At 44.2% G+C, this 22,362-nt stretch carries 20 protein-coding genes; 16 read left to right on the top strand and 4 right to left on the bottom strand.

Annotation, left to right across the window (positions count from 1 at the left end; genetic code table 11):
* Nucleotides 1-261 precede the first annotated feature (261 nt).
* The 3 genes from glgX to AC3CKG_RS20880 all read left to right on the top strand — a co-directional run bounded on the left by glgX (nucleotide 262) and on the right by AC3CKG_RS20880 (nucleotide 5,097).
* The gene (gene glgX, locus AC3CKG_RS20890) at nucleotides 262-2,235 is read left to right on the top strand and encodes a glycogen debranching protein GlgX (protein ID WP_488529268.1); all 1,974 of its coding nucleotides are present in this window, start codon (nucleotides 262-264) and stop codon (nucleotides 2,233-2,235) included.
* Nucleotides 2,236-2,499: 264 nt separating this feature from the next.
* Nucleotides 2,500-4,242 carry a diguanylate cyclase domain-containing protein gene (locus tag AC3CKG_RS20885; RefSeq protein ID WP_488529966.1) on the top strand — a complete coding sequence of 581 codons (1,743 nt, stop codon included), beginning with the start codon at nucleotides 2,500-2,502 and terminating at the stop codon, nucleotides 4,240-4,242.
* Between the two features lie 132 nt (nucleotides 4,243-4,374).
* Nucleotides 4,375-5,097, top strand: coding sequence for a tRNA (adenine(22)-N(1))-methyltransferase (locus AC3CKG_RS20880; RefSeq protein ID WP_488529965.1), 723 nt, complete (start codon nucleotides 4,375-4,377; stop codon nucleotides 5,095-5,097).
* 154 nt (nucleotides 5,098-5,251) lie between these two features.
* Here AC3CKG_RS20880 and yihG read toward each other — a convergent pair whose 3' ends face one another.
* Nucleotides 5,252-6,196 carry a 1-acylglycerol-3-phosphate O-acyltransferase, YihG family gene (gene yihG, locus AC3CKG_RS20875; protein WP_488529267.1) on the bottom strand — a complete coding sequence of 315 codons (945 nt, stop codon included), beginning with the start codon at nucleotides 6,194-6,196 and terminating at the stop codon, nucleotides 5,252-5,254.
* Nucleotides 6,197-6,551: 355 nt separating this feature from the next.
* Here yihG and AC3CKG_RS20870 point away from each other — a divergent pair, with 355 nt between their 5' ends.
* The 3 genes from AC3CKG_RS20870 to AC3CKG_RS20860 all read left to right on the top strand — a co-directional run bounded on the left by AC3CKG_RS20870 (nucleotide 6,552) and on the right by AC3CKG_RS20860 (nucleotide 8,962).
* On the top strand, nucleotides 6,552-7,355 hold the full coding sequence (locus tag AC3CKG_RS20870; protein WP_032500333.1) for a ferredoxin--NADP reductase: 804 nt from the start codon (nucleotides 6,552-6,554) through the stop codon (nucleotides 7,353-7,355).
* A gap of 56 nt (nucleotides 7,356-7,411) precedes the next feature.
* Complete coding sequence (locus AC3CKG_RS20865) at nucleotides 7,412-7,744, top strand: TehB family protein (RefSeq protein WP_102339970.1); 333 nt, start codon at nucleotides 7,412-7,414, stop codon at nucleotides 7,742-7,744.
* Between the two features lie 225 nt (nucleotides 7,745-7,969).
* Complete coding sequence (locus tag AC3CKG_RS20860; protein ID WP_017081793.1) at nucleotides 7,970-8,962, top strand: 2-hydroxyacid dehydrogenase; 993 nt, start codon at nucleotides 7,970-7,972, stop codon at nucleotides 8,960-8,962.
* A 119-nt stretch (nucleotides 8,963-9,081) separates the two neighbouring features.
* Here the strand turns inward: AC3CKG_RS20860 and AC3CKG_RS20855 are convergent, their stop codons facing one another.
* The 3 genes from AC3CKG_RS20855 to AC3CKG_RS20845 all read right to left on the bottom strand — a co-directional run bounded on the left by AC3CKG_RS20855 (nucleotide 9,082) and on the right by AC3CKG_RS20845 (nucleotide 13,005).
* Nucleotides 9,082-9,954, bottom strand: a complete 873-nt coding sequence (locus AC3CKG_RS20855; RefSeq protein ID WP_488529266.1) for a patatin-like phospholipase family protein — start codon at nucleotides 9,952-9,954, stop codon at nucleotides 9,082-9,084.
* 229 nt (nucleotides 9,955-10,183) lie between these two features.
* Entirely contained in the window at nucleotides 10,184-11,635 is a 1,452-nt protein-coding gene (gene katE2, locus AC3CKG_RS20850) for a catalase KatE2 (RefSeq protein ID WP_061022260.1), read from the bottom strand.
* A 200-nt stretch (nucleotides 11,636-11,835) separates the two neighbouring features.
* Nucleotides 11,836-13,005, bottom strand: a complete 1,170-nt coding sequence (locus AC3CKG_RS20845) for a glycerate kinase (protein WP_488529265.1) — start codon at nucleotides 13,003-13,005, stop codon at nucleotides 11,836-11,838.
* Between the two features lie 422 nt (nucleotides 13,006-13,427).
* On the opposite strand from AC3CKG_RS20845, the gene yiaK reads away from it, so the two are divergent.
* The 10 genes from yiaK to AC3CKG_RS20795 all read left to right on the top strand — a co-directional run bounded on the left by yiaK (nucleotide 13,428) and on the right by AC3CKG_RS20795 (nucleotide 22,358).
* Complete coding sequence (gene yiaK, locus AC3CKG_RS20840; protein WP_017108911.1) at nucleotides 13,428-14,429, top strand: 3-dehydro-L-gulonate 2-dehydrogenase; 1,002 nt, start codon at nucleotides 13,428-13,430, stop codon at nucleotides 14,427-14,429.
* A gap of 24 nt (nucleotides 14,430-14,453) precedes the next feature.
* Entirely contained in the window at nucleotides 14,454-14,942 is a 489-nt protein-coding gene (locus AC3CKG_RS20835; protein ID WP_102299233.1) for a TRAP transporter small permease, read from the top strand.
* Complete coding sequence (locus AC3CKG_RS20830) at nucleotides 14,942-16,222, top strand: TRAP transporter large permease subunit (RefSeq protein WP_017108910.1); 1,281 nt, start codon at nucleotides 14,942-14,944, stop codon at nucleotides 16,220-16,222. Before AC3CKG_RS20835 ends, AC3CKG_RS20830 begins: the two co-directional genes overlap by 1 nt.
* Nucleotides 16,223-16,243: 21 nt before the next feature.
* Nucleotides 16,244-17,218, top strand: a complete 975-nt coding sequence (locus AC3CKG_RS20825; RefSeq protein ID WP_488529264.1) for a DctP family TRAP transporter solute-binding subunit — start codon at nucleotides 16,244-16,246, stop codon at nucleotides 17,216-17,218.
* 95 nt (nucleotides 17,219-17,313) lie between these two features.
* A complete protein-coding gene (locus AC3CKG_RS20820; RefSeq protein WP_017108909.1) occupies nucleotides 17,314-18,024 on the top strand; it encodes an L-ribulose-5-phosphate 4-epimerase in 711 nt (236 codons plus the stop codon).
* A 10-nt stretch (nucleotides 18,025-18,034) separates the two neighbouring features.
* Nucleotides 18,035-18,883, top strand: a complete 849-nt coding sequence (locus AC3CKG_RS20815) for a Cof-type HAD-IIB family hydrolase (protein ID WP_488529263.1) — start codon at nucleotides 18,035-18,037, stop codon at nucleotides 18,881-18,883.
* Nucleotides 18,884-18,931: 48 nt separating this feature from the next.
* Nucleotides 18,932-19,420 carry a NanQ anomerase/TabA/YiaL family protein gene (locus tag AC3CKG_RS20810; RefSeq protein WP_009845885.1) on the top strand — a complete coding sequence of 163 codons (489 nt, stop codon included), beginning with the start codon at nucleotides 18,932-18,934 and terminating at the stop codon, nucleotides 19,418-19,420.
* Nucleotides 19,420-20,913, top strand: coding sequence for an FGGY-family carbohydrate kinase (locus AC3CKG_RS20805; protein WP_488529262.1), 1,494 nt, complete (start codon nucleotides 19,420-19,422; stop codon nucleotides 20,911-20,913). The genes AC3CKG_RS20810 and AC3CKG_RS20805 overlap by 1 nt, the downstream gene beginning before the upstream one ends.
* Complete coding sequence (locus AC3CKG_RS20800) at nucleotides 20,906-21,592, top strand: 3-keto-L-gulonate-6-phosphate decarboxylase UlaD (RefSeq protein ID WP_102279851.1); 687 nt, start codon at nucleotides 20,906-20,908, stop codon at nucleotides 21,590-21,592. Before AC3CKG_RS20805 ends, AC3CKG_RS20800 begins: the two co-directional genes overlap by 8 nt.
* A 7-nt stretch (nucleotides 21,593-21,599) precedes the next feature.
* Nucleotides 21,600-22,358, top strand: coding sequence for an IclR family transcriptional regulator (locus tag AC3CKG_RS20795; RefSeq protein WP_009845888.1), 759 nt, complete (start codon nucleotides 21,600-21,602; stop codon nucleotides 22,356-22,358).
* The last annotated feature ends 4 nt before the right edge of the window (nucleotides 22,359-22,362 follow it).

The raw sequence follows: 22,362 nt of genomic DNA, 5'->3' as shown, positions 1-22,362 counted from the left end.
TTAATTAAGGGGGACTAGAGGGGAGTAGAAAATATACAGAATGGTGTTTTAAAGAGGTAGATCACTTAATCTAGGAGGAGTAGGCAGCACTCAGATCTAATTATTCAGCATAAGTGAGATCTACTTCAAATATATAATTTGAACTTCATCGATGAATTATTTTTTTCATCGTAATTATTATGTGAAGTTGCTTGACCTTACTGTGACAAAGCTTTTTACTAATAGTTCACTGATGTTGATAAACGAACAAGAAATCAAGCAATGACTAGAACGCTCGCTCGCCCTTATCCGCTAGGCGCAACGCTAGGTAACACTGGCTGTAACTTCTCTATTTATTCTCCTGACTGTAAATCCCTCTCCCTCGCATTATTCGATGAGAATGACGAATTTGTTACTTATAAACTAGATAACGAATACGCTGATATTAGATATGTGTTTGTTGAAGGCATAAAAGCAGGACAAAAATACGGTTTCCTTGCTGAAACTGATGAAGGCCCGATCCTGCTTTCAGACCCTTACGCTAAAGCAATCAGCGAACCACTCGATTACGTCACGCCATATAGCCATGAAAAGAGCTTTTCGATGGCAAAATGCCTTGTTGTTGATGACACCTTTGATTGGCAAGACGTAGAAAAGCCTCGTATCAGCCGCGAAGATACCGTTCTTTTTGAAACCCATGTAAAAGGCCTCTCTCAACTTCACCCTGAGGTAGCAACCAATACCAAAGGTCGATACATGGGCTTGGTTAGCCCTGAAATGCTAGCGTTCTACAAACAGCAAAACATCAACTCTCTACAACTTTTACCGATTGCTGCGTGTATGCATGAACCTCATCTTCTAGATATGGGGAAAGTGAACTACTGGGGTTACAACCCATACCTGTTCATGGTGCCAGACCCTCGCTATGCAGAGCAAGATGCTGTGACCGAGCTAAAGACCGCGGTTCGCGAGCTACACCGTAATGGTATTGAAGTCATTCTCGACGTGGTCTACAACCACACGGCTGAAGGCGGCGAAGGTGGTACCACATTCAACCTAAAAGCTCTAGATAGCCGCTACTACATTAAGCATGGTTGTCATTACGCGAACTTCACTGGTTGCGGTAATACGGTCGACCTTACTCACCAGCCAGCACTGAACTTAGTCATGGATACGCTTCGTTACTGGGTTAGTGAGTTCCAAATAGACGGCTTCCGTTTTGATTTGGCAGCAACGCTGGGGCGCGAAGGTGATAACTACAACCCTGAAGCTGCTTTCTTCAAAGCCGTTGCTCAAGATCCAGTACTCAAAGAAACCAAGCTCATCGCAGAACCATGGGATATCGGCCCTAATGGCTATCAAGTGGGTAATTTCCCACTAGGCTGGAATGAGTGTAACGACAAGCTAAGAGACATCACTCGCAGCTTCTGGCGCGGTGATCAAGGCTACCTAAAAGAGTTTGCAACTCGCTTGATGGGATCTCGCGACATCTACAGCGCCGCGCATTGGCCGTACAAACTCACCGTCAACTACATCACGTATCATGATGGCTTCACCATGCAAGACCTTGTCTCTTACAAGCACAAGCATAATGAAGAGAATGGTGAGAACAATCGTGATGGACATGGTGACAACCGCTCAGACAACTATGGCGTTGAAGGGGAAACTGAAAACCTATTAGTGATTGCGACTCGTGAAAAACAAAAGCGCAACTTTATGGCGAGCTTGTTATTCGCCTTTGGTATTCCACATATTCTGACCGCAGATGTACTGTCTCACTCTCAGAAAGGCAACAACAACGCTTACTGCCAAGATGGTGTAACCAGTTGGTTAAACTGGGAAGACTCAGAGCGTAAAACCTACTTCAAGAGTTGGTTGTCGGAAATGATTGCGGCACGTCAACAGTACATGGTGCCATTTATTAAAGCATTCAGTGGCGAAAAGCGTAACTCTAACCGCATCTTCTGGAGCCGTGTTGATGGCACACTCATGGAACATGATGATTGGAACCGTTTGAGCTCGGTGGCGTTGCATTTAGGTATCGGTAAAGATGGCGATGAGTTGATTTACTTGATCAACCAAACCAATGCACCAGCTCGCTTTACGTTACCAAGTGATCGTGACCAAAACTGGGTAACCATCTGTGATACCAACTTACGAAACGTAAAACCAGGTCATGCAGAAGGTGAAATGCTGCTATCGCCGACTTCAATGGCTATTTTGCACTATTCACCAGCCAAGACTGATTTGATTTAGATTGGATTTAGATTAAAAGCTAAGTCAGGTTAATAAAACACCAAAAACCATAGGAGCCAGTTATATTTATAACTGGCTTTTTTGTTAGCTGAATATCACAGAAATCATCCTTTCATATGGAATCATTTGCATTGATGTGATTACGAAAACTGTTTAGTATGGCCGTACTATAAAAATGAATCTATAACGTCTTTGGATATCATGGCTTTACCTAAAACACTTATTCGGCTTTTCAAACCTTACGTACTCTTATTAACCGGAGGAATGCTCTATCTCGCAGCAACGCAATTGAGCCAAGCAGAGAACTCAGCAGAATCTCAATCATCTTCAAACATCCGCATTGCCACCTCAATTATCAAGTCCAATATCGAAGCGACCTTCGGCAAATTGTATTTCTTAGAAACTAGCCTTGGTGACATAAAAACAGGGGCAGTAAACAGCGATAAATTTGTTGAATTAAGTGAAAACATTCTAAAAAGAACACCTAATTTTGCCGATATTATTCGTTACCAACCCCAATCTAAGCATTACATCTCGACTCGAGGCATCCCACTCTCGGCAAGCCAAATTTCAGCGATTGAATGGCAACCTTTAGATACCGTCGTCGATGATTTCTATATCTCTTCTATTTACCAAAAGCCTGATGACCGCTGGGTGTTCGCAGTCAAACATACCGTGGCTAAGCTCAATGAAGAAATATGGATAGAATTTGATTTGCTGCATACCACACAGGGCTTAAGAGACTTAAAAACACTCGATAACGGCTACGTGTTTGTTGTTGATAGAACCACTGAGCGACTCGTATTCCACCCAGACCCGAAACGCGTGGGCTCCAAATCGATCAGCTATCATGCAGGGATCAGTCACTTACTATCTTTAGGTCAACTAAAGGGTAATCATGAGTACTACTATCAAGATAATTTCAAAGTCTCGGTGTTTGACGCTGACAACAGCCTCAATTGGGTATTCATTGCCGGTACGGATAGAAAAGACATTCTCACCAGCTCTCACCAGTTTACGTTGACCGGTATTGTTATCGGATCGCTTTTGCTGCTTTGGGTTGTAGCCAGCTATCTGATTCACCGACTTAATTCTGCACTATCCTCGCTTAATCGAGTGAACGATCTAGTGAGTTTTAAAGCGCAATTAAAATCGATAATCAATAGCTTTACCTATCACAACGGTATTCAGTTTTGCCTGTATCAAGCCGAGTGTCACTCGTTCTGCACCATTGACTATCACGGCAATAAGTCAATTGTTCACATAGACCAAGCATTTGCAGACAGCTTCTTTCCAGAACAGTTAACCTACCAAAATGGCAAGTACGCTGATGTATTGGCGCGAAAACTCAAGATCCACCAACGCCACTATTGCATCCCACTTCATGCCCGTAAGCAGCTTATCGCGGTGATTTACATCAACAGTCGATTTCCGATCAATAAATCTATTCTGCGTATGATCCGAAGTTACGCCGAAGTATCGTTATCTAATTTACTGATTCACCTACAAGTTAGCTGTAAAGACTTGATGACCCAACTCGACAATAAAGCGCATTTTGATGAAGCTTTACGGGTACATTCGTCTGAACCCGATACCTACGTTGCTCTGTTAGATATCGATAATTTCGACCACATAAACCGAGCTTATAGTGAGTCGATTGGCGACAAAATGATCAAGCTAACCGCAGAAATCTTACGTTCCCATTTCCCGAAGCCCAAAGGGATCTGTCTATCTCGCTTAAACGAAAAAGAGTTTGGGATCGTATTCAAGGCCAATAGTGCGCAAGACGCGAAACATCAGCTTGATCAGTGTCGATTAAGCATCGCAGACAAGAACATTGAAGCGCCTGAAATAACACTCTCACTCAGCGTGAGCATTGGGTTTTCGCAGGTTGAAGGGGCTGTCGATGCCGCTTTAGCTTTGGCTGAACAATCTAAATTGATTGCACAACAGCTAGGAAAGAACAGAGTGGAAGGCCATATTAGAGCTGTCGCGCAAGCTTCATAATCCGCCGCAGATTCACGTGTACACATAAAGCACCTAGGATTTAACCTCTAGGTGCTTTTGTTTTTGTATAAAGTCATTACAATGCGCCTTCGATACGACAACGCCCTATCACTTTCTAACGACACGAATCTTATGAAGCTTAGCAACCGACTGCAAACTCTCCACTCTCTTGTCAGTAATGACTACCAACACATTTGGGATTGTTGCTGTGATCACGGCTTTTTGGGTGTTCAACTGTTGTCAGACAACAAAGCGCCTCTGATTCACTTTGTCGATATTGTCCCGTCTCTGATGAACGAACTTGAAGGCAAGTTAACGCGTTATTTTCCTCAAGATAACAACGTTGAACAACATAAGCAGAGTCAGTGGAAAGTCTATTGTTTAGATGTCGCAGCCATTCCGCTGGATAAGCACACTGGCAGACACCTCGTTATTATTGCTGGTGTGGGTGGCGATCTGACTCAAAAGCTCGTCGACGACATTCATCGCCAACATCCAGACAAAGATATTGATTTTTTGCTTTGCCCAGTGCATCAGCAATTCGAACTAAGAAGCCATTTAAAAGCGCTCAAGTTCGGCCTTATTGACGAAGTGTTGATTGAAGAAAACCGTCGTTACTACGAGATTTTATTGGTGAGTAATAACCAAGGTGATGCAGAAAAAAGCCAAAACGTTAGCGAAATATCAAACGTCGGTGACAAGATCTGGACACCAAGTAGTGATGAAAAAATGAAGGTATCACAGCAATACAAAGCCAAAACATTGCAGCACTATCTGCGCACCCATCAAGGACAAGAGAAGCAAGGTAAGCCTAGCGAAGTGAAGCACATCATTGATGCTTACCAAGCGATTTAGCCCTCACCTGTCCTGCATATAGTATTGGTTCTAATACCACTAGATTATAGTAAGTACTAACTTTATCGCTTACTGCTGGTAAAGCCGATTCAATAAAAAAGCCGATAGTTCAATGAACTATCGGCTTTTTTAATGCTATCAATTTGGTTTGAGCTTACTGCTCTTGTTTCTTGTGAACCACATCAGGCTCATCAGTCGTTTCAACCTCACAGGACGTATCAACCCCATAAACCGTATCAAGATAGTCATCTTTCTCTTTCCACGTGTTATTCAACCAACTGTGGAAACGGCGTTTAAACGCTTTATCTTCAAAATAGTTACCGTTGACGTTCTCATCCATTGGGTGCAATTTAATACGCACAACCACCTTCTTCATCTTACCTTTCAGCATGTCTTCAAACGGAGAAGTCTGATTCTCTGGATAAGCCAAAGTAACGTCGACAATGCCATCTAATATTGGGCCCATTGCAGACAGAGCAAACGCCACACCGCCGGTTTTCGGTTTTAGTAGGTGTCGATAAGGTGTCTTCACTGTCGATAACTTCTCGTGGTTAGCACGCGTTCCTTCGACAAAATTGACCAATGTTGTCGGAGCAAGTTTGAACTTGGTACACGCCTTATTAATCGCGTCAAAATCATCATTACGACGTTCTGGGTTGCGCAATAAAAACTCACGTGAATGGCGTTTCATGAAAGGCATGTCTAAACCCCAGCAGGCCAAACCGACAAAAGGGACATACAACAGTTCGTGTTTAAGGAAGAACTTAGTCATCGGCATCTTGTCTTTCAAAATAGAAGACAAAATCACAATATCCGCCCAGCTTAGATGATTCGACATCATCAAATACCACTGCTTGGTCGAGATATCTTCCCCGCCTTCAACTTGCCACTCAATATCGTTATTAACGTTAAGCATCCATAAGTTAAGAGAAGCCCAGCACCAGAACGTGAAATTGGCTAAACGAGTACACACTTTTTGAACCGGATGTATCGGGAGAATCAGTTTGATGAGGCCAAAGAAACTGACGGTAAAAGCCGTCATGGCAGTATTGATTGTCACGAACAAAACGTTCAAGACCATACGAAGATTATCAAGCATAAAACAAGGCTATATTGAGATCGAAAGCCGCCATTATACTCATCTGTAAATTATTCTCTTCAGTTATTGGTGGAATCGTTCAAGGGTCAAACCACTGATTGAGTTTAATCAAGCTCAGTTCAAAACTAGCCATAACCAAGTCACCACGCCCCAACCTTTAAATGAAAACAAAAAGACAACAAAGAGTCATTAAGACACTTATCGATACGGGTACTTTTGACTCTATTGAAAGTAATTCCCTTTACAAATACAGTATTGATAAGCATTCTCATTATTGGCATGGTACATGCAACTCCAAAAAGTAAGATAGTTGAGTATCCTTAATGAGATAACTTCTCTAAATAAAGGTGATGATATGACAGATATTCCTCATGGCTTAGTAACCGGAAAAGTCGTACACAAGACCGAATGGACGGAGCAACTGTTCTCTCTTCAAGTCAGTGCGCCAGTCTCGCCCTACCAAGCGGGGCAGTTCACTAAGCTGGGATTACGTAACAGTGAAGGCGAGTTTGTTAGACGTGCTTACTCAATGGTGAATGCGCCAGAGCACGAACACGGTCATCAGTCGCTTGAGTTTTTAATTGTTAAGGATCAAAACGGTCAGCTATCTCCTCAACTTCATCAATTGAAAGTTGGCGACGACATCTTTGTCGGTAAAGACCCAAGTGGGTTCATGACATTAGAGGAGATCCCAGAGATCGCAGATGATCTATGGATGCTTTCAACCGGAACGGCCGTGGGCCCTTTTATCTCTATGCTCGAAAGCCTGTTGATAGAACAACAAGGCAAAGTAGATTTCAACAAAACAACGTCGTTCAACAACCTTGTGCTGGTTCACGCTGTAAGAACTGAGCAAGACCTTACGTATCAAGATCGAATCAATCAACTCGTTGAACACTTTCAGGGGAAACTTAAGTATGTGCCAATTATTTCTAGAGAATCGGTCACCGGAACTTTGCGCGGACGAATCCCAAGCTTGTTACTTGGAGGCGACCTTGAACGAGCCTCGTCTATCACTATCAACCAAAGACATAGTTTCTTCTATCTTTGCGGTAATCCCCAAATGGTTCGAGACACGAGCGAAGCACTAATATCATTGGGATTACAAAAACATTTACGCAAGAAGCCAGGTCAATTTAGTAGCGAGAACTATTGGTAATCCTGACTGCTAATTTCAACACATAAGTAAAAATACAGTTCGAAAAGAGGTTTTATATGAGTCACTTACGTATTCCGTCACACTGGAAAATTCAACGTTCAACGCCATTTTTCACCAAAGACAACATACCGGCTGCATTGCTTAATCACCACAACACCGCAGAAGGCGTATTCGGCCAGATCTGCGTAATGGAGGGGACGGTAACCTTCTATGGTTTTGCTGATGCCAACGCAACAGAACCAGAAAGTGTTACCAAAATCCGAGCTGGGCAATTTGCCACCAGTCCACCTCAATATTGGCATCGAGTGGAACTGAGTGACGACGCGCAATTCAACATTAACTTCTGGTCAGAAAAAGAGACCAAGAAGATGTTCAACACCCGAAAGTAAGATCCATTCAATATTGATGAACTTATAAGCAAGCTACTTCGTAATGTGATTTTCAATGTTCAAAAAGTGATGATAGAAGATCAAATAACCATAGTAATTACAATGACTAATGGTGATAGACAAGAGAAAAAAACTCTAGCACACTGAAGAGAGTTATTAGTTTTAGCCCGATTTTAGATTAATAAAACAGACGGGTTATTTATATTTTAGGTAAGAGAGGAAGCCATGCTCAACATTGCTTTTTTTAGCTCAAAATCATACGACGAAAAATCATTTGAACTTGCAAAAGGCGAACTCAACGCCGAGTTCCATTTTCATGATTTTCGACTCACTACAACAACAGCAAAAATGGCGCACGACAACGAAGTGGTTTGTGCGTTTGTAAACGACGACCTATCACGAGATGTGCTAGAGATTCTAGCGAAAGGCGGCACTAAGCTGATTGCGATGCGCTGTGCAGGTTTTGATAAAGTCGACCTAGACGCAGCCAAAGAGTTTGGTCTGCAAGTAGTTCGCGTTCCTGCTTATTCACCAGAATCGGTAGCAGAACACACGGTCGGCATGATGATGTGTTTGAACCGTAAACTACACAAAGCATACCAACGCACTCGTGATGCGAACTTCTCTCTTGAGGGGTTGGTTGGCTTTAACTTCCACGGTAAAACTGTTGGTGTGATCGGCTCTGGCAAAATTGGCCTAGCGACTATGCGAATTCTGAAAGGTTTAGGCATGAACATCTTGTGCTACGACCCGTACCCGAACCCATTGGCAAAAGAACTGGGCGCTAAATACGTAGAACTCGACGAGCTTTATCAAGAATCTGACGTGATTTCTCTGCATTGCCCAATGAGTAAAGAGAACTACCATCTGTTGGATGCAACGGCATTTGGCAAAATGAAAGATGGCGTGATGATCGTCAACACCAGTCGTGGTGAGTTGCTTGATTCAACTGCAGCAATTGAAGCGTTGAAACAGAGCAAGATCGGCGCGCTTGGCCTTGATGTCTACGACAACGAAAAAGAACTGTTCTTCCAAGACAAATCTAACGATGTGATTGTCGATGACGTATTCCGTCGCCTATCAGCTTGTCACAACGTGTTGTTCACAGGTCACCAAGCTTTCTTAACCAAAGATGCTCTGTTCAACATTGCCAATACGACGCTAACCAGCGTTGATGCTTTCTTTACAGGCAACACCAGCGGCAACGAACTGGTTTAACAACAACTTGAGTAAATAGCAGACTGAGTTAGTAATAGACTCAATCTAAAAATAGAAAGCCACGCTAATTCTTAATGAACAGCATGGCTTTTCGTTTATGCGATTATCGAAAAGAAATACTAGACGCAGAAGTGACAATCCTCGGTATCCAAACCATAAACGCCTTTGCGAATGGCCAGATGTTCTGCACCTGCCTTCACGCCCATATGATAACCTGCGTCCAGAACAGTTTGATCCATAGTTAATCGCTTAACCGCGAACGCTTCTGGCGGCGCTATCACCTTAATGGTCGCATCTTTGGGTGGATTACGAATGAACTCCAAAGACTGGTTATAGTTTTCAGCTCGCACCGCCATCGACTCCGCAATATTAGGGAATTTCTTTAGCAGCTTTTTCAGCATCCACTGATACTTCTGCGGTTTCATTCGGTAGCTAAGTGGATGAGAAAGAATCACGGTAATGTCTCGCGCACCACGACGGTATGCTTCGCGAACCGGAATCGAATCCGCGACACCACCATCGGTATAACACCCACCAGAGAAGCACGGTGTTTCGCGGTAAGCAATAGGTAACGCGGTGGTCGCTTCCACCACATTAGAAAGGTTTTCTGGCTTAATATGGTAGTAGTCTGCACTGCCAGTATCGACGTTAGTTACAGCAGCAATTAAAGGAACACTTGAAAACAGCTGATCACAATCGAGTGGGTAACGTTGGTTAGATTCATCCCACAACCACTTGACGTCGACCAAATTGCCACCTTTAGCAAAGCGAGCAGGGTTAAAGAACGTCTTATCGGTCGCCATAGTGGTGATCACGTTATAGCTGCGTTTAGGCGCTTGAGATAAGTAGCCAACCAGATTGGACACACCTGCAGACACGCCAATGGCAAAATCATAGGGACGGAAATCGTCTTGCATAAAGGCGTCCAAAACTCCGGCAGCGAAGATGCCTCTCATAGCCCCACCCTCAACGATTAATGCGCTTTTACTCATCTCAAACTCTATTACTTTATAAACTGATAGCTGTAGGATAATCCCGTCTATTTTATAAAGATAATGGGATGTGTTTATCAATTCGATAGGCAAAAACTATCAATCGAAATGGTGCTAGTTTTCAAGCAATTGGTACTACTTACATGACTCACCTAATACATATAATGATAAAAAAGGCCGCTGAGTGATTAACTCAACGGCCTTTCATTTAACTAATCAAACTTACTGATTACGACTTAAATTCGCTTACATCGATTTCAAGCAGTTTACCAATGCCTTCACCGTAAGCTGGATCGGCTTTGTAACAGTGTCTTAGGTGACGCAGTTGAATCTCTTTAGGCACGCCGCCTAGGTTACGCGCTGTGTTATCAAACAAAATTGCTTGTTTCTCTGGCGTCATTAGGCGGAACAGATCACCCGGTTGTGAGAAGTAATCTTCATCTTCGCGGTGATCCCAATGCGCTGCAGCACCATCTAGGTTCAATGCCGGTTCTGCAAAGTCTGGTTGCTCTGCCCATTGGCCTTCGTTGTTTGGCTCATAGCCAAGTGTGCTACCAAAGTTACCATCGACACGCATCGCACCATCACGGTGGTAGCTGTGGACAGGACAACGAGGTGCGTTCACTGGGATGTGCTGATGGTTAACACCCAAACGGTAGCGCTGTGCATCACCGTAAGCAAACAGACGGCCTTGCAGCATCTTGTCTGGTGAGAAGCTGATACCCGGAACCACGTTGGCAGGGTTGAATGCCGACTGCTCCACTTCAGCGAAGAAGTTTTGTGGGTTACGGTTTAACTCAAACTCACCCACTTCAATCAATGGGTAATCTGCGTGTGGCCAGATCTTAGTCAAATCGAACGGGTTGTAAGACACTTTCGCTGCATCCGCTTCTGGCATCACTTGTACTTTCAACGTCCATTTCGGGAAGTCTTGGTTATCAATGCTGTCTAGCAAATCACGTTGGTGGCTTTCGCGATCGTCACCGATCACTTGTGCCGCTTCTGCATCAGATAAGTTCTTAATACCTTGCTGAGATTTGAAGTGGAACTTAACCCAGAAACGTTCGTTGTCTGCATTAATAAAGCTGAATGTATGGCTACCAAAACCATGCATATGACGGTAAGTCGCAGGAATACCACGGTCACTCATTACGATGGTGATTTGGTGAAGCGCTTCAGGTAGAGAGGTCCAGAAATCCCAGTTGTTTTTCGCACTGCGCATGTTGGTGCGAGGGTCACGCTTAACCGCATGGTTTAGATCTGGGAACTTGAGAGGATCACGAAGGAAGAATACTGGCGTGTTGTTACCCACCATGTCCCAGTTACCTTCTTCAGTATAAAACTTCAATGCAAAGCCACGGATATCACGCTCAGCATCGGCAGCGCCACGCTCACCCGCCACCGTTGTAAAACGTGCAAACAGGTCGGTCTTTTTGCCTATTTCAGAAAACAGTTTTGCCTTGGTGTATTTGGTAATGTCGTGCGTAACAGTAAATGTACCGTAAGCGCCTGAACCTTTCGCGTGCATACGACGCTCTGGAATGACTTCGCGGTCAAAATGCGCCATCTTTTCTAAAAACCAAACATCTTGAAGAAGTTGAGGACCGCGTTTACCCGCAGTTTGAACATTCTGGTTATGAGCAACAGGACAACCCGCAGCTGTAGTTAGTTTTTTACTCATGATCTATTCCTTAAGGTCCAAAGATGCAGCAATAGTGAGTGCACCTTGATATTTATACTGGCTTCCTTTCAAAAGCCCCTAAAATACTATGGATATAGAATAGACCTCTAATGGCATAAAATATAATCGTTTCTATTTATCGTTATAATCTATAAAACCTATTAAACGACTGATTTAAGAATCATATTCTAAGGCACTGACTAATCGAGTATTTTCCTTCCTAGTTTAAGCGTCGCTGCAATATTCCTAGCCGTTCTTGTCAGATTGTTTTCCGCCTCCTGCAGAACCTGGTCCAGTGACTGGGGAGAACGAACCGTCCCAAACAAGCTGCTCATTTCTTCATATAAGGCTTCGACTTCAGTACCTAAAGATCCTGCAATACCTATGGTTGGAATGCCTTGTAAACTCGCACGTTTAGCAATTCCGTAAGGTGTTTTGCCTTGCAGAGTCTGATTGTCCATCTGCCCTTCGCCAGTAATCACAAGGTCGGCACCTTTCAACACGTCATCGGCTTGTAAAACATCCAGTACCATCTCGATACCAGGTTTGATTTGCATGTTAAATAGCAAACCAAGCCCCATCGGTGTTCCACCAGCTGCGCCATAACCCACGCGCTTGTGAACAGGGTCATCACCACCAACACAACCTTGCTTTTCTGCGATTTGAGCAAAATTCGCTAACGCCTTATCAAGCAGTAAGACTTGTTCAGGTGTCGCCCCTTTTTGTGGGCCGAATATATGGCTGGCGCCGTTATCACCACACAATGAATTATCAACATCACACGCCACAATCAATTCAACATCTGTGTAGCGCGAATCTAAGTCGGTAAGATCTATTAATGCGAGTTCTGCAAGTGCAGCACCACCTCTACCAAGCTCTTGTCCATTCCTATCGAGTAAGCGCCCACCTAGAGCTTGAACAATACCTGCACCCCCATCGTTGGTCGCACTGCCACCCAATCCAAGAATGATGGTTTGAGCACCCTGCTCTAGCGCTTCTAAAATAAGTTGCCCTGTCCCAAAAGACGAAGCAACCAAAGGATCGCGCTGTTCTGGCGCTAACAAATCCAAACCAGACGCAGCAGCTATCTCTATCAAAGCCGTTCTCTTGGAGCTCTGAGCTGACGGTTCTAACATCGCCCAATCAGCACTAACCAACTCACCCAATGGCCCTTGAACTTTATTTGTTCGCTTTTGTCCTGCTAAACCTTGCAGTAACACATCGACCGTACCTTCACCGCCATCAGCCAGAGGTAAGGTCACATAGTCAGCGTCTGGGAAGATTTCACGAAAGCCCTTTTCAATGCACGCCGCCACCGATACAGCAGATAAAGATTCTTTAAACGAGTCTGGTGCAATAACAATTTTCATAATGCCGTTCCGTTGAGAGTTGTAGACGAGCTTAAAAAAGAGAAATGACACCAATTAGTATAAAAGCTCCCTAATTAGTGCGCCCCAAAGCTGCCATTTGTTGTGACGTCCCTTTTAGTTTTGACGACGGTAAAAGCGAGATCCGTAAAGTTACTGTTCCTTAATATCTCCACATTTTGCAAAGTTGGCACGAACCAACAATCAATTGACCACAGATATTTGATTGAAATCCAATATGGATCACACCATTTGTTCCACATTACGGAATTTATCAGTCTTTTTGTTTCACTTTTTAACCAGTTAACAGTTATTAGAGAAAAACTTAATAAGGAAATATTTCGTAACTTTGCTCACAGAATATTTTCGGAATAACAACAATAATTCATTCCGTATTATGGAATTCAACTTATCGGAGAACACAGATGCCTTTAGTATCAACTGAAAAACTACAACAAGAATACGAACGAATCCTTTTGGCTCGCGACATGAAACCTGAAATGGCAACCAAGCTTGCGGCTGGTTTTGTTGAGATGGCAAACGAAGGTACTTACTCGCATGGCATCAACCGTTTTCCAGTGTTCATTGACCAAGTAGACAAAGGTCAAATCAAATTAAATGCTGAACCAGAATGCGTTAACAGTATGGGTGCACTAGAGCAATGGGATTGTAACTACGGCCCTGGCGTTCTTAACGGTCTTATCTGTGCAGAACGTGCTATGGAATTGGCTCGTGACTACGGCATTGGCATGGTCGGTATGCGTAATTCTAACCACTGGATGCGTGGCGGTGCTTACGTATTGAAAATGGCTCGCGAAGGTTTTGCAGGAATTGCATCAACCAACTCAATCGCAGTGATGCCAGCATGGGGTGGTAAAGATCACCGTGTTGGTTCGAACCCTCTCATCATGGCGGTTGCGGGCGATCCACCGGTGGTTGTTGACTGTTCAATGAGCCAATTTTCTTACGGCCAGCTACAAAACTTCGTGCTTGCTGACAAAGAGCTCCCTGTTGTTGGTGGCTTTGACAACGAAGGTGAACTCACTAAAGACCCGCATGTACTTTGGGAAAACAAACGCCTGCTTCCAATGGGTTTCTGGAAAGGTTCATCAATGGCCATCGTACTAGACATGATGCTTACGGCAATCACTGGCGGCCACTCAGTACCAGCGCTGACTGAAGATATGGGTGGTGAGTTTGGTGTATCTCAATTCCTTATCGCTATCGACCTAAGCAAAACAATGGATCAAAGCACTTATGCACAAGAGATGAAGCGCATCCGTGATTATGTACTTGAGTCAGAGCCTGCAGAAAGTGGCTCAGTGATGATTGCTGGTTCTGAAATTGAAAACTTCATCAAGAAACACGAAGCAGCTGGCGGCATTGAAATCAACGATGGGATTTGGGAACAAATTACGTCTCTGTAATTAGCCAAAGGTAGGGAAAGCGTTATGCAAAGTGTATTAAAGAGTATTTGGAAAAGTATCGATGTCATCATGGCGGTCATTCTGACTTGTATGGTTGCGCTCGTATTTACTAACGTAGTTTTACGTTATGGCTTTTCTTCTGGTCTTCGTCCCTCTGTAGAACTATCTCGCCTTGGTCTTGTATGGGTTGTCATGCTCGGTGCCGCCGTTGTGCTGCGCCGAGGTGAACACCTCGCTGTTGCGGAGTTTTCTGAACGACTCTTCCCAAAAGCAGTACCCGTATTAAGACGTATCTGCTGGGTAATAGTACTGATTTCTGTCGGCATGCTTTACGTCGGTTCATACCGTCAAATGATGTCTAATTGGTCAGATATTTCTCAGCTTACAGGGCTTCCTTCAGCATTATTTTACTTAGCCGGTGTGGTGTCAGGTTTGTTAATGGGCGTGATTGCCTTTGTTCGAATCTTCAAGCCCGACTGGCAGCTAGATAGCTTAGATGAGGAGAAAGAATAATGACGTTAGCCATTTTCTTATCGGTATTGATTGTCTCAATCTTACTTGGTCTTCCTGTTGCGTTTGCACTGTTATTGTCTTCAATGGCGCTGATGCTTCACATGGACTTCTTTAGTGCAGACATTCTTGCGCAGTCTTTAATTAATGGTGTCGACAGTTTCACTCTGCTTGCCATTCCATTCTTCCTCATTGCGGGTGAAGTAATGGCATCGGGTGGTTTGTCGCAGCGTATTGTTCGCCTAGCAACCACTTACGTAGGACACCGTCAAGGTGGCTTAGGTTACGTTGCTATCATGACTTCGGTACTGCTTGCCGGCCTTTCTGGTTCAGCTGTAGCAGATGCAGCAGCCTTGGTCAGTATTCTTTACCCAATGATGAAAGCAGCGAAATACCCAGAAGCACCTTCAATGGGCTTACTTGCTTCAGGCGGTATCATCGCACCCGTTATTCCACCTTCAATCCCTCTGATCCTTGTAGGTGTTGCTGGCGGTATCTCGATCAAAAACCTATTCCTAGGCGGCATCGTTCCTGGCCTGTTAATGGGTATGACATTGATGTTTGTGTGGCGCTGGACAGTTCGCAAAGAAAACCTAGCGACATCAGAAAAAGCGACAAAAGCAGAAAAACGCGCAGCACTTAAAGATGGTGTATGGGCCTTAATGCTGCCAGTCATCATCATTGTTGGTATTCGCTTCGGCATCTTTACACCAACAGAAGCCGCTGTAGTAGCCGCAACTTACGCAATCTTCATCTCTACGTTTGTGTACAAAGAGCTCTCGATTAAGAAGTTCTATCACATCGTACTGAACGCTGGTCGCTCGACCGCAATGGTTATGTTCTTGGTGGGTTGTGCAATGGTTGCAGCGTGGCTAATTACTGTTGCTCAGCTTCCTCAACAACTCGCAGAAATGTTAGGTCCACTGGTGGATAGCCCACGCCTATTAATGGCAGTAATTATGTTGCTCGTACTTTGTGTCGGCATGGTTATGGACTTGAGCCCAACGATTCTAATCCTTGTACCCCTTTTAATGCCTGTCATCAAGATGGCTGGAATTGACCCAACGTACTTCGGCCTACTGTTCGTTATTAACTGTTCAATTGGCTTGATCACGCCTCCTGTAGGCACCGTACTAAACGTAGTGTGTGGTGTAGCGAGAGTACCAATGTCGACCGCAGTGAAAGGTGTATTGCCCTTCATCGCTGCTTACATGGCTCTGCTCACACTGTTTGTCATCTTCCCAAGCATTATCACTGTGCCAATGTCGTTTGTCATTGGTTAATCCTCGACGGAGAAAATAATAATGAAAACCCTACTAAAACTTACTTTACTCGCTTCGACTATCGCAATGAGCTCTAGCGCTTTTGCCGCTACGACTCTAAAACTGGCGCACGCTGCACCAGAGTCGGATTTGCAACAAGACCTATCTTTGTTCTTTAAGAAAGAAGTAGAAGCTCGTTCAAACGGCGAAATCAAAGTAAACGTCTACCCACAAGGTCAATTGGGCAGTGATAAACAGATGATTGATGGTTCACGTGCTGGCATCGTTGATTTAGCGATGGTTGGCTTGAACAACTACAACGGCCTAATGCCTGAATCAGCGGCCTTCACTCTGCCGTTCATGTTCCCAAATCGTCAAACAGCATACAAAGTACTGGACGGCGAACCGGGTAAAGAAGTGTTAGCTAACTTTGAAAAATTCGGTCTTAAAGGTCTTGGGTTCCCTGAAAATGGTTACCGCAACATGACTAACAACGAAAAACCTATTCGTATTCCTTCTGATGTTGAAGGCCTACAAATGCGTGTGAATGGTTCTAAAGCTCTAAACGACATGTTCAACGAGCTAGGTGCTAACCCGCAACAACTTCCAGTATCAGAACTCTACACAGCACTTGAAACAGGCGTTGTTGACTCTCAAGACCACCCAATTTCTGTAACGCTATCTTTCAAGTTTGACGAAGTACAAAAATACCTAAGCCTTACACAACACGCTTACTCACCACTCGTTCTAACAATGAACCTACGTAAGTTCGACAAGCTAACGGAAGACGAGCAAAAAATCATTGAAGAAGTTTCTGCTGAAGCGGTTGCAATGCAACGTGAGCTAAGCATTGAAAAAGAAGACAAGATGATTGCTCAACTAGAAGCGAACGGCATGCAAGTAAACCGTGACGTTGATGGTGCTGCTTTCCAACAAGCTATCCAGCCTGTTTGGAGCGCATACATCGAGAAAAATGGCGATGTGATGATCAACAAGATCAAGCTAGCAGCTAAGTAACGCGATTGAGTGCGATTGCCTAGCCCTCTTTTTAGCTGGGGAATTTAGCTAGGCAATCCGCTCGTCATTCACTCAATACAACATGGGCAAACACAATGTCTCAAGAACAAAAAACATACCAAGAATTAAAAGAACGCGTGTTCGCAGCAAACTTGCAACTTCCTAAATATGGCTTAGTGACTTTCACTTGGGGCAATGTCTCTGAAATCGACCGCGAACGTGGCGTGATTGCAATCAAACCGTCAGGTGTTGAATACGATGTAATGACGGCAGATGACATCGTTGTTCTCGATTTAGAAGGCAACCGCATTGAAGGCAAGCTGAACCCTTCAAGCGACACGGCTACGCACATTGAGCTTTACAAAGCCTTCCCAACCATTGGCGGCATCGTTCACACACACTCTCGTAATGCAACAATCTGGGCACAAGCCGGCCGAGACATTCCAGCGCTTGGAACCACACACGCCGATTACTTCTACGGTGATGTACCTTGTACTCGCCTACTAACAAAAGCTGAGATTGAGTCGGATTACGAGAAGAACACTGGCTTAGTGATCATCGAAGAATTCAACCAACGTGATATCGACCCGCAAGCAATGCCAGGTGTCATCATCGCAGGCCACGCACCATTTACATGGGGCAAGGATGGTTCAGATGCCGTGCACAATGCAGTGGTAATGGAAGAGATTGCAGCCATGGCAACAGCCACTCGCGCTATCAGTCCAGAAGTAGCGATCCAACCTGAGCTGCTAGATAAACACTACAACCGTAAACACGGCAAGAACTCATACTACGGACAGAAGTAAGGCCTCGCACATGCATAAGTCATCACCGCATAAATTGGATAAGCATAAGCTTCTGGCGTTAGATCTCGATGGTACCGTTCTCAACTCGCAACACACGATTAGCCAAGAGTTAGTCGAAGCCATCAAGCAAGTCGCTCAACACACTCATGTGGTTATCGTTACGGGCCGCCATCATGTCGCGGCAAAACCTTATTACGATCAGCTTGGTTTATCGACTCCAATAATTTGTTGCAATGGCACTTACATCTTTGATTACCAGAACGATACGGTCATTCAAGAAAACGCCATAGAAAAAGAAATTGCGGCTGAGTTTATCACCCTATCTCAAGCTCATGATCTGAAGATGGTGATGTATGTGCGTGATGCAATGCTCTACTCGAGAGCACGCCCTATTGAATACATGGAAGCGCTACTGACGTGGTCTCAAACCTTTCCAGAAAGCCAGCGACCAAACATTCAAAAGGTCGACGACTTCCAACATGAAGCACAAATTTCAGAGTATGTGTGGAAGTTTGTCGTTGAAGGTGAAGTAAACACATTCGCAGAGATGCCTTTTGTGAAAGAGAACTTCAACGGCGAACGATCTTGGATTGATCGTGTCGATTTCGCAGCAACAGGTAATAGCAAAGGTAATGCATTGACTCGCTACATTGAGCCGCTCGGTATCAGCCTAGAGCAGTGTGTCGCGATTGGTGATAACCACAATGACATTTCGATGCTTAAAGCAGCAGGACTTGGCATCGCAATGCAAAACGCAGATGACACCGTAAAAAGCTCAGCCAACCTAATCACGCCTAAAAACAATGATGATAAGACAGGGTTAGCGACGCTTTTACAAGACCTATTTAGCGCCCATTAATTTAAAGCATTGGCTTCATTAAGCTGTTTATATTTAAAGAGAATTTTTATGTTAGTCGGAAATACTCAACCTACGCAGATCAGCAAATCGTACCCTGTCGTTATTCAAAACGTGCTTGAGTACTTGAACAGTCTCGACCAAGAAAAACTCGCATTAGGTCGCCATGAACTCCCTGGTTTTGATTCAAAACAGGCATGGTTTGTTGTATTGGAATATGACAAAGAGCCTCTAGGAAACTTCCAACCTGAAGTCCATAAATACCATTCTGACTTGCAGATCATTCTCGAAGGTTCTGAAGTCATGGCATGGGCTATAGACACTGGCGAACACAGCAACGCACAACCTTATAACCAAGAACGTGACCTTCAGTTTTACGAATACCCGGGGATTGAACTCAGCTTCATTCATGCAAAACGCAATCAATTTTATTTATTCACGCCAAATATCGTGCACATCACCAATATTGAAAATGATGACAGCCAACCGGTAAGAAAACTGGTAGTGAAGATTCACAACGATTTACTGGAAGCCAAATAATGAATTACTACATTGGAATTGATTCTGGCGGCACTTTTATGAAAGCCGCGTTGTTTAACGCAAAAGGTGAACAACAAGGTCTTGCTCGCGTATCGGCGAGCGTCATCAACGAAAAACAAGGTTGGGTAGAACGCGACCTAAACGCACTATGGGGTAACGCTGTCGATGTCATTAAGCAGCTTTTAGAGACCACAAAAGTAGAACCGACCTCTATCAAAGGCTTGAGCATTTCAGCCCAAGGCAAAGGCGTTTACCTTCTTGATAAAGAGGGACAAAACCTCGGCCACGGCATTATGTCTTCTGACTCGCGTTCCCTGCCTATCGTTAAAGAGTGGCTAGAACAGGGTAAAGCAAAAGAGATCTATCCAACCACACTGCAAACACTGTGGACAGGTCACCCTGTATCGATTATTCGCTGGATCAAAGAGAACGATGCCGAACGATACAACAACATTGGCGCAGTGATGATGTCTCACGACTACCTTCGTTATCGCTTAACGGGCGAAGTGGCTGCAGAACTGACCAATATTTCAGAAAGTAATTTTTTCAACTCCATCACTGGTGAGTATGACAAAGCACTTTTGGAAACCTTTGGCATTGAAGAAGTTTGGGATGCGCTACCACCAGTAGTCAAACCTCAACAGCAAGCAGGGAAAATCACTGCGGCCGTTGCTAATGAAACCGGACTAGCAATAGGTACGCCGGTGTTCGGCGGTTTGTTTGATGTGGTATCAACAGCGATCTGTTCTGGAATCAACTCTTCTGAAGATACTCTGAATTACGTGATGGGCACATGGGCGGTAACGTCTGGCATATCAAAGCAAGTAACGCAAGAAAGCCACAATTTTGTTTACGGCCATTACGCCGTCGATAACGAATACATCATTCACGAAGCGAGCCCAACTTCTGCTGGTAATTATGAATGGTTCGCCGACTATCTTGGTGAAAATGGCCAGATTAACCACCAGCAAAATCAAGCGTTAGTTGAAGCATTAGATCCGGCGTCAAGCAGTATCTACTTTGTGCCATTCCTTTACGGTTCAAACCAAGGGCTTGGCCTAAAGTCAGGCTTCTATGGTCTGCAATCGCACCATACTAAAGGGCACCTAATTCAAGCCATTTGGGAAGGCATTTTATTCTGTCACAACATTCACCTAGAGCGTATGCGTCAGCGCTTTCCAAAAGCCAACATACTAAAAGTGACAGGCGGCCCTGCATCTAGCCCTGTATGGATGCAAATGCTGGCTGACCTTACCGGCATGACCGTTGAAATATCAGATGTGGATGAAACCGGTTCATTAGGCGCTGCAATGGTAGCAATGGTGGGCGCAGGTGAATTCGCTTCATTAGCAGAATGTACTCAAACCATCACTAATTCTGCGTCACGTGTCGAACCGAATCCTGAACACTACGATATATACCAAAAGAAATATAAGCACTATCAAAGACTGGTGCAGTTGTTTAAACAATTTGAGGATGAAATGCATGCCTAACACTGTATTAAAAGCATCTAAGCCCCTGTTCAAATCACCGAAGCCGTTGCTACAAATGGCACTTGATGCGACAGACATCGACACAGCATTAGCCTCAATAGAGCATGTTGCAGATAAGTTAGATGTGATTGAAATCGGGACGATTTTAGCCTTCGCTCATGGCGTAGACAGCGTAAGAATCCTACGAGAAAAATACCCAAATCACATCATTGTCTGTGACATGAAAATCACCGATGCCAGCGCCATTTTAACGCGTCTGGCGATGGATGCCGGCGCTAACTGGGTAACAGTAAGTGCAGCAGCACACATCGAAACTATTCGTTCAGCGAAGAAAGTAACGGATGAATTCGACGGCGAAGTGCAAATTGAGCTGTATGGACACTGGACAATGGAAGATGCGCAAGCTTGGGTCGACATGGGCATTAAACAAGCAATTTATCACCGTTCTCGTGATGCGGAACTTGCTGGTGTGAGCTGGACCGAAGAAGATTTGATAAAAATGCAGAAATTATCGGATATTGGAATTGAACTATCCATTACTGGTGGTATTGTTCCTGACGATCTGCATTTGTTTAAGAATCTGTCTGCAAAATCGTTTATTGCTGGCCGAGCGTTAGCTGGTAGCAATGGACGTGACATCGCAGAAAACTTCCATACTGAAATAGGTAAACACTGGTAGCACATATATGAGTGAGCAAATTAAATCGTTGTCTAAAGCACTGACCGTATTGGAATTCCTTGGGAATTATCCTAATGGCGTTTCGCTACAAAAAGTGTCTGAAGGGACTGGCTTCAACAAGTCATCTGTCCACCGTATTTTAGCAACATTTGAAGACTCTGGTTATGTTGCTCAAATGTGTTCAGGTAAAGAATATCGCTTAACAATGAAGTTGGTTCAGCTTGGACACGCTGCTATCAACTCTGATGTCACCGGCACCGTTAAGCCATACCTATCTGAGCTACTCGACGATGTGAATGAAACGGTTAACTTCCTCTCTTTTGATGCTGACAACATCATTTTTAAAGACAAGTTTGAACCCGTTAATTCTTCCTTTAGAACTCGAACCTACGTAGGGCTGCATTCTCCAATGTACTGCTCAGCGGCAGGAAAATGTTACCTAGCATTTAGCTCTGACAGCGTTCGAGAAACCTATTGGAAACGCAATGTCAGCACAATGAAGCCGTTAACTGAAAACACGATTCTCGACAAGTCTCAGTTTTTTGGTGTTCTCGATAAAATTAAGAGCCGTGGTTATGCGCTCGATGATGAAGAGAACGAAGCGGGTATTTCTTGTGTTGCTGTCCCTATTTTTGACAAGAACAATTCTCCTGTATACGCGGTTAGCGTCTCTTCGCTTACGCCAAAAATGAAAGCTCTCGGCTACGAAGAGATCGCTAGCAGAATTCAAGACATAACAACGCGTATAGAACAACAACTCTTTTAAGGAA

The organism is Vibrio sp. QJM3NY_15 (assembly GCF_057785995.1).
This window is presented reverse-complemented; position numbering and strand designations above follow the sequence as displayed.